Origin of the sequence: Pseudomonas sp. EGD-AK9 (assembly GCF_000465935.2) — a bacterium.
In the GTDB taxonomy this organism is placed as follows: domain Bacteria; phylum Pseudomonadota; class Gammaproteobacteria; order Pseudomonadales; family Pseudomonadaceae; genus Aquipseudomonas.
Genome location: NZ_AVOF01000851.1, coordinates 1 through 14438 on the forward strand (window position 1 = coordinate 1; position 14438 = coordinate 14438).

Annotated in this window: 14 protein-coding genes and 1 pseudogene; 11 read left to right on the top strand and 4 right to left on the bottom strand. The window is 68.6% G+C overall.

Annotated elements, in window-relative coordinates; translation table 11 throughout:
* The 7 genes and pseudogenes from N878_RS24770 to fba form a co-directional block, all read left to right on the top strand.
* Nucleotides 1–342: pseudogene (locus N878_RS24770) on the top strand (C4-dicarboxylate ABC transporter); the annotation flags it as partial.
* Nucleotides 343–454: 112 nt separating this feature from the next.
* A complete protein-coding gene (gene tkt, locus N878_RS24775; protein WP_021446161.1) occupies nucleotides 455–2455 on the top strand; it encodes a transketolase in 2001 nt (666 codons plus the stop codon).
* 91 nt (nucleotides 2456–2546) lie between these two features.
* Nucleotides 2547–3614 carry an erythrose-4-phosphate dehydrogenase gene (epd, locus tag N878_RS24780; RefSeq protein WP_021446162.1) on the top strand — a complete coding sequence of 356 codons (1068 nt, stop codon included), beginning with the start codon at nucleotides 2547–2549 and terminating at the stop codon, nucleotides 3612–3614.
* Nucleotides 3615–3618: 4 nt separating this feature from the next.
* The gene (locus tag N878_RS24785) at nucleotides 3619–4779 is read left to right on the top strand and encodes a phosphoglycerate kinase (RefSeq protein WP_021446163.1); all 1161 of its coding nucleotides are present in this window, start codon (nucleotides 3619–3621) and stop codon (nucleotides 4777–4779) included.
* A gap of 68 nt (nucleotides 4780–4847) precedes the next feature.
* Nucleotides 4848–5033, top strand: coding sequence for a hypothetical protein (locus N878_RS24790; protein WP_021446164.1), 186 nt, complete (start codon nucleotides 4848–4850; stop codon nucleotides 5031–5033).
* A 13-nt stretch (nucleotides 5034–5046) separates the two neighbouring features.
* Nucleotides 5047–5367: an MliC family protein gene (locus tag N878_RS24795; RefSeq protein ID WP_021446165.1), complete on the top strand. Its 321-nt coding sequence runs from the start codon at nucleotides 5047–5049 to the stop codon at nucleotides 5365–5367.
* Between the two features lie 160 nt (nucleotides 5368–5527).
* Nucleotides 5528–6592, top strand: coding sequence for a class II fructose-bisphosphate aldolase (gene fba, locus N878_RS24800; protein ID WP_021446166.1), 1065 nt, complete (start codon nucleotides 5528–5530; stop codon nucleotides 6590–6592).
* A gap of 95 nt (nucleotides 6593–6687) precedes the next feature.
* Here fba and N878_RS24805 read toward each other — a convergent pair whose 3' ends face one another.
* Nucleotides 6688–7371 carry a polysaccharide lyase family 7 protein gene (locus tag N878_RS24805; RefSeq protein WP_021446167.1) on the bottom strand — a complete coding sequence of 228 codons (684 nt, stop codon included), beginning with the start codon at nucleotides 7369–7371 and terminating at the stop codon, nucleotides 6688–6690.
* 375 nt (nucleotides 7372–7746) lie between these two features.
* Between N878_RS24805 and N878_RS24810 the strand changes: the two genes are divergently transcribed.
* From N878_RS24810 to N878_RS24820, 3 genes are read left to right on the top strand one after another with little or no spacing between them, the layout of a single operon-like run.
* The gene (locus N878_RS24810) at nucleotides 7747–8223 is read left to right on the top strand and encodes a hypothetical protein (RefSeq protein ID WP_021446168.1); all 477 of its coding nucleotides are present in this window, start codon (nucleotides 7747–7749) and stop codon (nucleotides 8221–8223) included.
* A 13-nt stretch (nucleotides 8224–8236) separates the two neighbouring features.
* A complete protein-coding gene (locus N878_RS24815; protein WP_021446169.1) occupies nucleotides 8237–9337 on the top strand; it encodes a PQQ-dependent sugar dehydrogenase in 1101 nt (366 codons plus the stop codon).
* A gap of 22 nt (nucleotides 9338–9359) precedes the next feature.
* Nucleotides 9360–9875 (top strand): YgjP-like metallopeptidase domain-containing protein, encoded by a 516-nt coding sequence (locus N878_RS24820; protein ID WP_177342949.1) that lies wholly within the window; start codon nucleotides 9360–9362, stop codon nucleotides 9873–9875.
* 205 nt (nucleotides 9876–10080) lie between these two features.
* Here the strand turns inward: N878_RS24820 and N878_RS24825 are convergent, their stop codons facing one another.
* From N878_RS24825 to yccS, 3 genes are read right to left on the bottom strand one after another with little or no spacing between them, the layout of a single operon-like run.
* Nucleotides 10081–10314 carry a DUF2789 domain-containing protein gene (locus N878_RS24825; protein WP_021446171.1) on the bottom strand — a complete coding sequence of 78 codons (234 nt, stop codon included), beginning with the start codon at nucleotides 10312–10314 and terminating at the stop codon, nucleotides 10081–10083.
* A 59-nt stretch (nucleotides 10315–10373) separates the two neighbouring features.
* Entirely contained in the window at nucleotides 10374–10856 is a 483-nt protein-coding gene (locus N878_RS24830) for a GreA/GreB family elongation factor (RefSeq protein WP_021446172.1), read from the bottom strand.
* Between the two features lie 6 nt (nucleotides 10857–10862).
* Nucleotides 10863–13034, bottom strand: a complete 2172-nt coding sequence (yccS, locus tag N878_RS24835) for a YccS family putative transporter (protein ID WP_021446173.1) — start codon at nucleotides 13032–13034, stop codon at nucleotides 10863–10865.
* Between the two features lie 97 nt (nucleotides 13035–13131).
* Here yccS and N878_RS24840 point away from each other — a divergent pair.
* A partial coding sequence (locus N878_RS24840; RefSeq protein WP_256218135.1) for a nodulation protein NfeD occupies nucleotides 13132–14438 on the top strand: 1307 nt, incomplete at its 3' end.

Below are 14438 nucleotides of genomic sequence, written 5' to 3' on the forward strand. Positions count from 1 at the left end.
GGCGGCCTGGCGCTGTGGGGCGCCGGGCTCTGGTGGCTGGTGATCGCCAGCCTGTTCACCCGTCACTACATCCGCGACAACATGCCGTTCAACCTCGGCTGGTGGGGCTTCACCTTCCCGCTGGGGGTGTTCACCCTGGCCACCTTCGAGCTGCAGGCGCTGACCGGCCTGGCCTTTTTCGCCCTGATCGGCCTGGTGCTGACGGTGCAACTGAGCGCGGTCTGGTCGCTGGTACTGAGCCGCACCCTGGCCGGCGTCTGGCACGGCGAACTGTTCCAGGCGCCCTGTCTGGCCGGGCCGGGCAGCCCGGCAGTAAGCGTGTTGAGCGAGCAGGCGGGCTGATTCGGCGCGATCTGCGACCATCTGTCATTGCCCCGCGGGGGCCGGCTGGGCGAAAATGGCCGCCTTTTTCGCCCCTTCATCAAGAAGCAGCCCCCCGTAGGAGATTTGAGCGATGCCCAGCCGTCGTGAGCGAGCCAATGCCATCCGTGCCCTGAGCATGGATGCCGTGCAGAAAGCCAACAGCGGCCACCCCGGTGCCCCCATGGGCATGGCGGACATCGCCGAAGTGCTGTGGCGCGACTACCTCAAGCACAACCCGAGCAACCCGAATTTCGCCGACCGCGACCGCTTCGTGCTGTCCAACGGCCATGGTTCGATGCTGATCTACTCGCTGCTGCACCTGACCGGCTACGACCTCGGCATCGAGGACCTCAAGCAGTTCCGCCAGCTGCACAGCCGCACCCCGGGCCACCCGGAATACGGCTACACCCCGGGCGTGGAAACCACCACCGGCCCGCTCGGCCAGGGCATCGCCAACGCCGTCGGCTTCGCCATCGCCGAGAAGGTGCTGGGCGCGCAGTTCAACCGCGACGGCCACCAGATCGTCGACCACTTCACCTACGCCTTCCTCGGCGACGGCTGCATGATGGAAGGCATCAGCCATGAAGTCTGCTCGCTGGCCGGCACCCTGGGCCTGGGCAAGCTGATCGCCTTCTACGACGACAACGGCATCTCCATCGACGGCGAGGTCGAGGGCTGGTTCACCGACGATACGCCCAAGCGCTTCGAGGCCTACGGCTGGCAGGTGATCCGCAACGTCGACGGCCACGACGCCGAAGAGATCAAGATGGCCATCGACACCGCGCGCAAGAGCGCGGACCAGCCGACCCTGATCTGCTGCAAGACCACCATCGGCTTCGGCTCGCCGAACAAGCAGGGCAAGGAAGAGTGCCACGGCGCGCCGCTGGGCAACGACGAGATCGCCCTGACCCGCGCCGCCCTGGGCTGGAACCATGGCCCCTTCGAAATCCCGGCCGAGATCTATGCCGAGTGGGACGCCAAGGAAGCCGGCGCCGCCGCCGAGGCCGCCTGGAACGAGAAGTTCGCTGCCTACGCCGCCGCCCATCCTGAGCTGGCTGCCGAGTTCAAGCGCCGCATCGCTGGCGAGCTGCCGGCCGATTTCGCCGCCAAAGCCGCTGCCTATATCAAGGATGTGGCCGAGAAGGGCGAGACCATCGCCAGCCGCAAGGCCAGCCAGAACGCGCTGAACGCCTTCGGCCCGCTGCTGCCGGAATTTCTCGGCGGCTCGGCCGACCTGGCCGGCTCCAACCTGACCCTGTGGAAGGGCTGCAAGGGCGTCACCGCCGAGGACGCTTCGGGCAACTACCTGTTCTACGGCGTGCGCGAGTTCGGCATGAGCGCGATCATGAACGGCATCGCCCTGCACGGCGGCTTCGTGCCCTACGGCGCGACCTTCCTGATCTTCATGGAATACGCGCGCAACGCCGTGCGCATGTCGGCGCTGATGAAGCAGCGCGTGCTCTACGTGTTCACCCACGACTCCATCGGCCTCGGCGAGGACGGCCCGACTCACCAGCCGATCGAGCAGCTGGCCAGCCTGCGCGGCACGCCGAATCTGGACACCTGGCGCCCGTGTGATGCGGTGGAGTCGGCGGTGGCCTGGAAGCACGCCATCGAGCGTAATGACGGCCCGTCCGCGCTGATCTTCAGCCGCCAGAACCTGCCGCACCAGGCGCGCGATGCCCAGCAGCTGGGCGATATCGCCCGTGGTGGCTACGTGCTGAAAGACTGCAGCGGCGAGCCGGAACTGATCCTGATCGCCACTGGCTCCGAGGTTGGCCTGGCCATGCAGGCCGCGGCCAAGCTGCAGGAGCAGGGCCGCCAGGTGCGCGTGGTGTCGATGCCGTCGACCAGCGTGTTCGACCAGCAGGACGCCGCCTACAAGCAGGCCGTGCTGCCGCTGCAGGTCGGCGCGCGCATCGCCATCGAGGCCTCGCACGCCGACTACTGGTACAAGTACGTCGGCCTGGAAGGTCGCATCATCGGCATGACCAGCTTCGGCGAGTCGGCGCCGGCGCCGGCGCTGTTCGAGCACTTCGGCTTCACCGTCGAGAACATCCTCGCCACCGCCGACGAACTGCTGGACGCGTAGGATGGCGTGAGCGAAGCGATACCCATCGATCTGCCGTGATGGGTATCGCAGGCTCAACCCCTCCTGCGGTCGCCATCCATTCGAGATCGCCATGTCCCATCGCCCCTACCGCGTCGCCCTCAATGGCTATGGCCGCATCGGCCGCTGCGTGCTGCGCGCCTTGCACGAGCGCGGCGCCGGGGCGGGCCTGGAGATAGTCGCGCTGAACGACCTGGCCGATCAGGCCAGCATCGAATACCTGACCCGCTTCGACTCCACCCACGGGCGTTTTCCCGGCGAGGTCAGGGTCGACGGCGACTGCCTGCATATCAACGGCGACTGCGTGAAGGTGCTGCGCCAGAGCGAGCCCGAGGCCGTCGACTGGGCGGCGCTGGATATCGACCTGCTGCTGGAGTGCTCCGGCGCCTACCACAGCCGCGCCGACGGCCAGCGCTTCCTCGACGCCGGCGCGCCGCGGGTGCTGTTCTCCCAGCCCATGGCCGGCGAGGCCGATATCGACGCCACCGTGGTCTACGGGGTCAATCAGGCCTGCCTGACGGGCGCCGAGCGACTGGTGTCCAACGCCTCCTGCACCACCAACTGCGGCGTGCCGCTGCTCAAGTTGTTGAACGAGGCGGTGGGGCTGGAGTACGTCTCCATCACCACCATCCACTCGGCGATGAACGACCAACCGGTGATCGACGCCTACCACCACGAAGACCTGCGCCGCACGCGCTCGGCCTTCCAGTCGGTGATCCCGGTGTCCACCGGGCTGGCGCGGGGCATCGAGCGTCTGCTGCCGGAGCTGAGCGGACGCATCCAGGCCAAGGCCATCCGCGTGCCGACGGTCAACGTCTCCTGCCTGGACATCACCCTGCAGACCGCGCGTGATACGTCCGCTGAAGAGATCAACCGGGTGCTGCGTCAGGCGGCGGAAAGTGGCCCGCTCAAGGGGCTGCTGGCCTACACCGAGCTGCCGCACGCCAGCTGCGATTTCAACCACGACCCGCACTCGGCCATAGTCGACGGCAGCCAGACCCGCGTGTCCGGCCCGCGCCTGGTCAACCTGCTGGCCTGGTTCGACAACGAGTGGGGCTTCGCCAACCGCATGCTCGATGTCGCCGAACATTTTCTCGCTGTATCCACTTCCTCCGTACAACCAGCCCCCGTGAAGGACTGATGCCATGACCGTTCTGAAGATGACCGACCTCGACCTCGCCGGTAAGCGCGTGCTGATCCGCGAAGACCTCAACGTCCCGGTGAAGGACGGCGTGGTCAAGAGCGATGCGCGCATCCTCGCCGCCCTGCCGACCATCAAGCTGGCGCTGGAAAAGGGCGCGGCGGTGCTGGTCTGCTCGCACCTGGGCCGGCCGGAAGAGGGCGTGTACAGCGAGCAAGACAGCCTGGCGCCGGTCGCCGCCTACCTGAGCCAGGCGCTCGGCCGCGAAGTGCCGCTGGTCAAGGACTACCTCGGCGGTGTCGAGGTCAAGGCCGGCGAGCTGGTGCTGCTGGAGAACGTGCGCTTCAACAAGGGCGAGAAGAAGAACAGCGACGAGCTGGCGCAGCAGTACGCGGCGCTGTGCGACGTGTTCGTGATGGACGCCTTCGGCACCGCCCACCGCGCCCAGGGCTCGACCCACGGCGTGGCCAAGTTCGCCAAGGTCGCTGCGGCTGGCCCCTTGCTGGCTGCCGAGCTGGACGCCCTGGGCAAGGCCCTGGACAAGCCGGCGCGGCCGATGCTGGCCATCGTCGCCGGCTCCAAGGTGTCGACCAAGCTCGACGTGCTCAACTCCCTGGCCGACATCTGCGACTCGCTGATCGTCGGCGGCGGCATCGCCAACACCTTCCTCGCCGCGGCCGGCCTGCCGGTGGGCAAGTCGCTGTACGAGGCCGACCTGGTCGACACCGCCCGCGCCATCGCCGCCAAGGTCAGCGTGCCGCTGCCGGTGGACGTGGTGGTGGCCAAGGAATTCGCCGAATCGGCCTCCGCCACCGTCAAGGCGGTCAAGGACGTGGCGGAGGACGACATGATCCTCGACATCGGCCCGCAGACCGCGGCGATGTTCGCCGAGATGCTCAAGGCCTCGCAGACCATCCTGTGGAACGGCCCGGTCGGCGTGTTCGAGTTCGACCAGTTCGGCAACGGCACCAAGGCCCTGGCCCTGGCCATCGCCGAGAGCCCGGCGTTCTCCATCGCCGGCGGCGGCGACACCCTGGCGGCCATCGACAAGTACGGCGTGGCCGAGCAGATCTCCTACATCTCCACCGGCGGCGGTGCCTTCCTCGAATTCGTCGAGGGCAAGGTGCTGCCGGCCGTGGAAGTGCTGGAGCAGCGCGCGGAGTAAACCGAATTAAACCCTGGCGTGATCGGGCGGTCTGTTACAACTGGAACAAGCGCACAAGGAGTCACGCCATGGTCAAGCTAGCCGCGTTGGGCATCATCGGGATTTTCCTGGCCGGCTGTGCCGGTGGACGGGAGCAGGCCTGCGAGGTGTTCAGCCCGGCGCCGATCGACCTGCCGACCACCCAGGACGATCGGCGCATCGAAGGGCAAAGCAGTGGCGACCCTACCGGCACGGTGCCGGAGCAGCGCTGCTGACAGGGAGCGATAAATGGATACGAGGATTCTTGCCGCGCTGGCGGCCGTGGCACTGGCGGGGTGCAGCAGCCAGCCGCAGGCGCCGGATCAGTGGACCCGCTGGGTCTGCGACAGCCAGGCCGAGCTGCAGTGGCGCTTCGCCGATGGCGGCTACGATCAGATCGACCTGCGCCTGGGCGGCGACGATATCGTCTACCGCCTGACTCAGGAACCGGCGGCCTCGGGCGCCTTGTACAGCGACGGGCGGCTGTCCTTCCACACCAAGGGCGAGGAAGGCCTGGTCTACTGGACCGCGACCGACGACCTGATAGGCCGCGGCTGCAAGGCGCCCTGAGGTATAGCCCGGATACAATCCGGGGCATGGAAATGACTAGCCCCGGCAGAGCCGGGGGCGGAGCCGGGGACGACCCCCTGTCCCGCGAAACTTGAACAACGCCGGCCCCTGCGGCAGGCTTGCACGATTAACGACCTCCAAACCGGGAGACAGGAACACCATGGCACTTATCAGCATGCGCCAGATGCTCGACCACGCCGCCGAATTCGGCTACGGCGTGCCGGCCTTCAACGTCAACAACCTCGAGCAGATGCGCGCCATCATGGAAGCCGCCGACAAGACCGATTCGCCGGTCATCGTCCAGGCCTCCGCTGGTGCCCGCAAGTACGCCGGTGCGCCCTTCCTGCGTCACCTGATCCTCGCCGCCATCGAAGAATTCCCGCATATCCCGGTGTGCATGCACCAGGACCACGGCACCAGCCCGGACGTGTGCCAGCGCTCGATCCAGCTGGGTTTTTCCTCGGTGATGATGGACGGCTCGCTGAAGGAAGACGGCAAGACCCCGGCCGACTACGACTACAACGTGCGCGTGACCCAGCAGACCGTGGCCTTCGCCCACGCCTGCGGCGTGTCCGTGGAAGGCGAGCTGGGCTGCCTGGGCAGCCTGGAAACCGGCATGGCCGGTGAGGAAGACGGCGTCGGCGCCGAAGGCGTGCTCGATCACAGCCAGCTGCTGACCGACCCGGAAGAGGCCGCCGACTTCGTCAAGCGCACCCAGGTCGATGCCCTGGCCATCGCCATCGGCACCAGCCACGGCGCCTACAAGTTCACCAAGCCGCCGACCGGCGACGTGCTGTCGATCGAGCGCATCAAGGAAATCCACAAGCGCATCCCCAATACCCACCTGGTGATGCACGGCTCCTCCTCGGTACCGCAGGAGTGGCTGAAGGTGATCAACGAGTTCGGCGGCGACATCAAGGAAACCTACGGCGTGCCGGTCGAGGAAATCGTCGAAGGCATCAAGCACGGCGTGCGCAAGGTCAACATCGACACCGACCTGCGCCTGGCTTCCACCGGTGCCATTCGCCGCATGATGGCCGAGCACCCGAGCGAGTTCGACCCGCGCAAGTTCTTCGCCAAGACCATCGTCGCCATGCGCGACATCTGCATCGCCCGCTACGAAGCCTTCGGCACCGCCGGCAACGCCTCCAAGATCAAGCCGATCTCCCTGGAAGGCATGTACCAGCGTTACGCCAGTGGCGAGCTGGCCGCCAAGGTCAACTGACGCCGTCGCGACCGCCTGCGCGGCTCGCCCAAGCAAACGCCGCGGCTCCTCACGGAGTCGCGGCGTTTTTTATCGCCTGCTGCCCCCGGCGAGCCTTATTGCACGGCGCCGAGCAGCGGGCGGTGCTCGATGCCAAGCTTGTCGAAGCGCGCCGCGCCGGCTTCGGTTTCGTAGCCGGTGTTGTCCTGGGTGTAGACCCCGGCCTTGAAGTACAGCGGCTTGGGCGCCCAGCTCGAGTCGAGGCGGGTACTCCATTTGACCCCGTTGACGTTGATGCCCAGCGTGCCCTTGGGCGTCAGGTGCACGACATAGGTGAAGCGCTGGTTCAGGGCGATGCCGCTGGCCAGGGTCACGGTCTGGATCGCCGACTCGGGCGCCAGGCGCACCTTGGCGACGATATTGCCGCTGGCGGCGTAGGCCTTGTACTGGTACTCCAGCTTGAGCAGCGGCATCGAGCTCTTGTAGGCGTGGATCTGGCCGATGACGATCTTGCCGGTGGACGGCACCTGGCTGACGCGCAGCCCGGCGTGCAGGAAATTGTCGGCCTCCGGATAGGTCCAGTTGCGCAGGCGACCGTCGGCATGGGTTTCGCGCAGCTCGCTGCGCGGGTAGCTCGCGCTCTCGGTCGTGGTGCCGTTGACCGGGGCCCAGAAGAAGATGGCGCCGTCCCTGGATTGGAAATAGTGATCCTGATAGCCGCCGGCCAGCACCGGGGTTTCGATGGTGGTGGCGGGAACGCCGACTGGAACGCTGAGATTCCACATGGCGAGTTCGATCATGCTCGATGCTCCTGAAAAAACAGAAACTTCAGTCGAGGGCACATCTCATCCAGGAGTCAGTAACGGCTTACTTGGCGTTCCAGCGGGTGACACACGCGAACTAGAAGGAGGGCAGGGCTGCCCGTGCCGCAGGGCGGAATGCTCTGGCGGCACGCTTTGTAACGGCAGTCGCGGCAAATAGCTGAGAGCCGCTCGTCGTATTATTGGCGTCAATATATGATCGACATGAGCCGGCCTCGGCTCCAGACCTCCACGCGCGACGAGATGCCTCGGCGCATGGGCGGCGCAGGTAAAACCCTGTAAAACACCGGCGCCGTGGCGGCCGGCGGGCTGCGCCATAATTCCTGCACTGTAGTTCCGGGAACCCCCCTGCCCATGTCCAGCACGCCGCGCCTGTTGTTCGCCTTCGTTGTCGCCGTGGCACTGGCCTCGCTGCTCGCTTCGATCTTCCAGACCCAGTCCAACCTCGCCGCCCTGCAGGCGCTCGGTGCGCCGATGCCATTGGACGTGCGCCTGGGCACCACCTGCCTCGACCTGTTCGGCTTCGCCCCGACCTTCGCCCTGCTCGCCGCCCTGGGCTTTGCCTTCGCCCTGCCGCTGGCGCAGTGGAGCGCGCGGCGCCTGCCGCGGCTGCGCTGGGCGATCTTCGTCGGTGCCGGCGCCGCGGCGATCTGGCTGGCGCTGGCCCTGGCCAATGCCCTGGCGCCGATGCCGACGCTGATCGCCGCCGACCGCGACCCGCTCGGCACCCTCGGCTTGATGGCCTGCGGCAGCGCCGGTGCACTGCTGTTCGGCCTGCTCGGTCGGCGCGTGCGCTACCGCACGCAACCGACCCCATCCGATTCCCCGTGACAAGGCCCAGCCCATGTTGAGACCCCTTCGCGCGCTGCTGCTCGGCGCCCTGCTCGTCGGCGCCCCGGCGCTGGCTCAGGACTACCGCATCGAGACCTTCGGCGAAGGCCTAGAGCATCCCTGGTCGCTGGCCTTCCTGCCGGACGGGCGCCTGCTGGTGACCGAGCGGGTCGGCCGCCTGCGTATCGTCGAGGCCGACGGCAGCCTTGATCCGCAGCCGGTGGCGGGGCTGCCGGAGATCTTCGTCGCCGCCCAGGCCGGGCTGATGGAGGTGGCGCTCGACCCGGACTACGCCGATAACCGTTGGCTCTACCTGAGCTACGCGCACGGCTCGCTGGAGGCCAACAACACCCGCCTGGCCCGAGCCCGCCTGGTGGACGACGAGCTGCACGACTTCGAGGTGCTGTTCACCGCCGCACCGCTCAAGGCCGGCGCCGCCCACTACGGCGGGCGCATCGCCTTTCTCGCCGACCAGAGCCTGGTGCTGACCCTGGGCGACGGTTTCGACTGGCGCGAACAGGCGCAGAACCCGGCCAACCACCTGGGCAAGATCGTGCGCCTGAACCGCGACGGCAGCGTGCCGCAGGACAACCCGCTGGTGGGGCAGGCCGGCGCCGCGGCGGAGATCTACAGCCTCGGCCACCGCAACGTGCAGGGCATCGTCTTCGATGCCGAGAGCGGCCGCCTGTACAGCCACGAACACGGCCCGCGCGGCGGCGACGAGCTCAACCTGATCGAGCCCGGGCGCAACTACGGCTGGCCGCTGGCGACCTTCGGCATCGACTACACCGGCGCGCGCATCAGCCCCTACACCGAGCTGCCGGGGCTGACCCCACCGCTGCTGCACTGGACGCCCTCGGTGGCGCCGTCGAGCCTGACCCAGTACCGCGGCGCGCTGTTCCCGGAGTGGCAGGGCGACCTGTTCGCCGCCACCCTGGTCGAGCGCAGCGTGCGCCGCATCCGCCTGCACGACGGCATGCTGGCCGGCGAGGAGAGCCTGTTCGAGGAGCTCGGCGAGCGCATCCGCGACGTGCGCGTCGGCCCCGACGGCGCGCTCTACCTGCTCACCGACAATGCCGACGGCCGGCTGCTGCGGGTGCTGCCGAGCGAGTGAGGCGGGTTACACTGACGACCCTTTGCCGCGCAGGACCTCGCCGTTGAAATACCTCCAGGGCTACCCCGCCGCCGTCCAGCAGCAGGTGCGCCAGCTGATCGCCGACGACCGTCTGGGCGACTACCTGGCCCAGCGCTACCCCGGCCGTCACCAGGTGCAGAGCGACAAGGCGCTGTACGGCTACGTCATGGAGCTCAAGCAGGAGCACCTGAAGAACGCCCCGGCCATCGACAAGGTGCTCTACGACAACCGCCTCGACCTGACCCACCGCGCCCTGGGCCTGCACACGGCGATTTCGCGGGTGCAGGGCGGCCGGCTCAAGGCGAAGAAGGAGATCCGTGTCGCTGCGCTGTTTCGCGACGCCGCGCCGCTGTTTTTGCAGATGATCGTGGTGCACGAGCTGGCGCACCTGAAGGAGGCCGAGCACAACAAGGCCTTCTACAAGCTGTGCGACTACATGCTGCCGGGCTACGCGCAGATCGAGTTCGACCTGCGCCTGTACCTGACCTGGCGCGAGATGAGCGGTTCGGGCGCGTAGGTTGGCGCTGAGCGCAGCGAAGCCCAACGGGGAGTGCGCAGCACGCCGCCCGACGATCTGCAGCACCCTGCCCGGCGCGCGCCGCGGCCGACGACCCGCCGCCGCCGTTGGGCTTCGTCGCGGGCTGCTCAGCCCAACCTACGCGGCGACGCGTCTTCGGCGTAGCCCGGATGCCATCCGGGGCAACGGGGCCTGGCAATCCGCTTCAGCCGCGCAGCAGCACATTGAGCTGGTCGACCACCTCGGCCCAATCGGCGTCTTCGAGGATCTCCTCGCGCAGGAAGGCCGCCTGTGCCGGGCTCCAGAACGCGGCGTCGGCCAGCTTGCGCTCGGCCGGCAGCGGCGCGTGGGTCCGGATAAAGGTCTCGATGCTGGCCGCATCGTTGGCCAGGCCGAGTTGCTTGAACAGCGCGGGCAGGTCGTGGATCGGGTTTTCCATGGCGGTTTCCTCTGGCGGGTGTCGGCTCGTCTAGCAACCCTAGCCCAGATAGCCCCCGCTCACTCGACCGCCAGTACCTCGAACGACTGCACGCCGCCGGCTGCCGCCAGACGCACCTCGTCGCCCGGGCCCTTGCCGAGCAGGGCGCGACCCAGCGGCGCGGCGCTGCCCAGCACCTGGATCTCCAGGCCCTGCTGCTGCAGCTTCATGCTCGCCCCCTGCGGGCCGAGAAACAGCCAGCGTTCGCGCTCCTGCGCGTCGACCAGCAGCACCAGCGCGCCGAGGGCGATGCCCTGCGCCGCGTCGAACGGCCGCGGGCGCAGCTGGCGCCAGGTGATCAGGGTCTGGCGCAGCTCTTCCACCCGGCGCGCCTGGCCGCTGGCCAGGTAGGCGGCCTCCAGGCCGAGGGTGTCGTACTTGTTCTCGGCCACGTTCTCTTCGTGGGTGGCCGCCTCGTGGGCGGTCTGCGCGGCGCGCTGCGCCTGTTGCAGGTCGGCCTGCAGCTGCGCCAGCACCTGTTCTTGCAGGAGGTTCTTGTCCATGTCCGGCTAACCCTTGTCCTGGCGCAGATGGGCGCCCAAGGTGCGCAGCGGCGCCAGCTGGCGGCAGATCAACGCCAGCTGGGTCTGCACCAGGCGCTGGCGTTCGTCGGCGTCCTCGGCGATCTGCTCCAGTTCCTGCGCCAGCGCCTGTTCGGCGTCGCTGTGGATCGCCAGCGGGCGTTCGCCGCGCAGGCCGGCGGCGATCTCGTCGAGGCTTTGCGCGATGGCCTCGGCCTGCTCCAGCAGGCGCGCCTGGGCCGCCTGCGGCAGCTGTTCGCCGCGGTGCGCGCCGAGTGCGGAGAGGTAGCTGAGCAGGGTGTGCGAGAGCACCAGGAAGCGAAAGCCCAGGTCCGCGTCTTTGCGAAAGTGCCCCGGCTCCATCAGCATGTTGCCGAGGGTGGTGGACAGCGCCGCGTCGGCGTTGTGCGCGTTGCGCCGGGCCAGGCGGTAGCCGAGGTCGTCGCGCTTGCCGTGGGCGTACTGGGCGATGATCTGGCGCAGGTAGGCGCTGTTGCAGCTCAGGGTGCCGGCGAGCATGCGCCCCAGGCGCCGGCCCTGCCAGTCCGGCAGGATCAGGAACACCGCCAGACCGGCGATCAGGCCGCCGAGCAGGGTGTCGATCAGGCGCGGCAGGAACAGGCCGTAGCCGTCGCCGATCTGGTTGAAGCAGAACAGCACCAGCAATGTGATCGCCGCGGTGGCCAGGGTGTAGCGCGTGCTGCGGGTGGCGAAGAAGGCCACCCCGGCGACCACGGCGAACAGCGCCTGGATACGCGGGTCGGGGAACAGGTCGATCAGCGCCCAGCCGAGCCCCAGGCCGAGCAGGGTGCCGGCGATGCGCTGCACCAGCTTGAGGCGGGTGGCGCCGTAGTTCGGCTGGCAGACGAACAGGGTGGTGAGCAGGATCCAGTAGCCCTGGGTCGGGTGGATCAGGTGCAGCAGGCCATAGCCGGCGGCCAGGGCGACGGACAGGCGCAGGGCGTGACGAAACAGCAGCGAGGTGGGCGTCAGCTGCTGGCCGATACGTTCGGCCACCTCCCTCAAGGAGTGCGGTTCGCGGTCGAGCAGGCTGCTGTCCTGTTCCTCGGCCAGGGCGTCGGGGTTGCTGGCGTTGCTCAGCAGCTGGTCGAGGCTGGCCAGGTTGCCGGCCAGGGCGCCGAGCGAGCGCAGCAGGCGGCGCCAGGCCGGATTGCTCTGCAGGTGCAGGTGATCGAGCGAGGCGTGCAGGTCCTCCAGCGCCTGGCTGCACAGCTCGCGGTACTCGAACGGCTGGCGCAGCTCGATGGCGCTGCCCAGGCGCTGGCAGGCCTCGCCGTGCAGGCGCAGCAGGCGCTGGCAGCGAAACAGCACGTCGCTGTGGAAGAAGGCCTCGGCCAGCTCGTTGTAGGGGTAGTGCGAGGAACTGGCGCGCTCGTGAATGTCCTGGGCGAGGAAATACAGCTTGAGGTAGCGGCTGACCTTGGGCCCCGGACGGCCGTCGCCGACCCGGTGGAGGATGATCTCCTTGGCCGCGTTGAGCGCCGACACCACCCGGCCGTTCTGCTTGGCCAGCTCCAGGCGCCGCGCCTCGACGTCGAGCTGGCGCAGCGGCTCGAACAGCGCGGCCTTGAGCTTGAGGTAGCGGCCCAGCTCGCGGAACAGTCGGGCCAGGCTGTGCTGCAGCGGCTGCTGGGCGAACAGCGCGTGCCAGATCACCGACAGCAGGCCGTACCAGGCGGCGCCGGCCACCAGCAGCAGCGGCTCCAGCCACAGGCCGGCGACGCCGCCGCGCTGCTCGACGCCGATCATGCTGTACACGGCGAGGATCAGGGTGCCCGAGCCGAGGGTGGCGAAGCGTTCGCCGAGGGCGCCGAGCATGGTCAGGCAGAAGGCCGACAGCGCCAGGGCGACGACGAACAGCCAGGGGTAGGGGAACAGCCACTCGACCGCGTAGGCCGCGGCGCTGAAGCAGGCCAGGGTGACCAGCACGGTGCCCAGGCGGCCCTGCCAGCTGTCGTCGGTCTCGGTCAGGGCGCTGGCGATGATGCCGAGAAACAGCGGGATCAGGGCGTGCATCCAGCCCTGCCACCAGCACAGCGCCAGGGCTCCGGCCAGGGCGATAAATACCCGCAGGCTGGCGCTGAACTTGTCCAGCGCCCACAGGCGGCGCAGCGATTGGCGAAGGCGGGGACGGGGCATGGGCGGCCTGGTCGGGAAAGATGCGAGCAGCCTACCGGAACTGGCCGGTCGCTGGGTATCCATCCGCGACGCGTCGGGGGCGCCGAGGCCATGGACTATGCTCAGTGAGGGAGCGCCGCCAGCTGACCGGCATCCGCGCGACTCCCGGGAGGCGAAGGTGTTTGCTGCGTGGCTGCGTCTGTGCCTGGGCGCCCTGATTCTCGGCGGCTCGCTGGGAGCGAGTGCGGCGCCGGGTGCGGTGGTGCAACTGCAGGTGGACGGGGTGATCGGCCCGGCCAGCGCCGACTACCTGGTGCGCGGTCTGGCCAAGGCGGTGGACGAGGGCGCGCAGCTGGTGCTGATCCAGATCGACACCCCCGGCGGCCTGGACACCTCCATGCGCGCGATCATCAAGGCGATCCTCGCCAGCCCGATTCCGGTGGCCAGCTACGTCGCCCCCGGCGGCGCGCGGGCAGCCAGCGCCGGTACCTATATCCTCTACGCCAGCCACGTCGCCGCCATGGCGCCGGGCACCAATCTCGGCGCGGCCACCCCGGTGGCCATCGGCATGCCCGGCACGCCGAGCAAACCGCCGGGCGAGGGCAAAGACGAGGGCAAGGGCAAGGACGGCGAGGCGGACAAGAGCCCCGGCGATGCCATGACCGCCAAGCAGGTCAACGACGCCGCCGCCTATATCCGCGGCCTGGCGACGATGCGCGGGCGCAACGCCGAATGGGCCGAGCGCGCGGTGCGCGAGGCGGTCAGCCTGGCCGCCGAGGAGGCGCTGGCGCAGAAGGTGATCGACTACCTGGCCACGGACCTGGGCGACCTGCTGCGCCAGCTCGACGGCAAGACCCTGCAGGCCGGCGGCGTCGACCAGACCCTGGCCACCGCCGGCGCGCCCCTGATCAGCCATGCGCCGGACTGGCGCACCCGCCTGCTGGCGGTGATCACCAACCCCAGCGTGGCGCTGATTTTGATGATGATCGGCGTCTACGGCCTGTTCTTCGAGTTCTCCAACCCCGGCAGCGGCGTTGGCGGCGTGCTCGGCGGCATCAGCCTGATCCTCGCGCTCTACGCCCTGCAGCTGCTGCCGGTGAACTACGCCGGGGTGGCGCTGATCCTGCTCGGCATCGCCTTCATCGCTGCCGAGGCCTTCCTGCCCAGCTTCGGCGTGCTCGGCATCGGCGGCGTGGTGGCCTTCGTCTTCGGCGCGCTGATCCTGATCGATACCGACGTGCCGGGATTCGGCATCCCGCTGGCGCTGATCGTCACCCTGGCGCTGGTCAGCGCCGGGCTGATCCTGGCCATCCTCGGCATGGCGCTGAAGGCCAGGCGGCGCCAGCAGGTGGCCGGCGACAGCGGCCTGGTCGGCAGCCTGGTGGCGGTCGCCGCGGTGCAGGCCGAGGACCCTTGCAGCGGCTG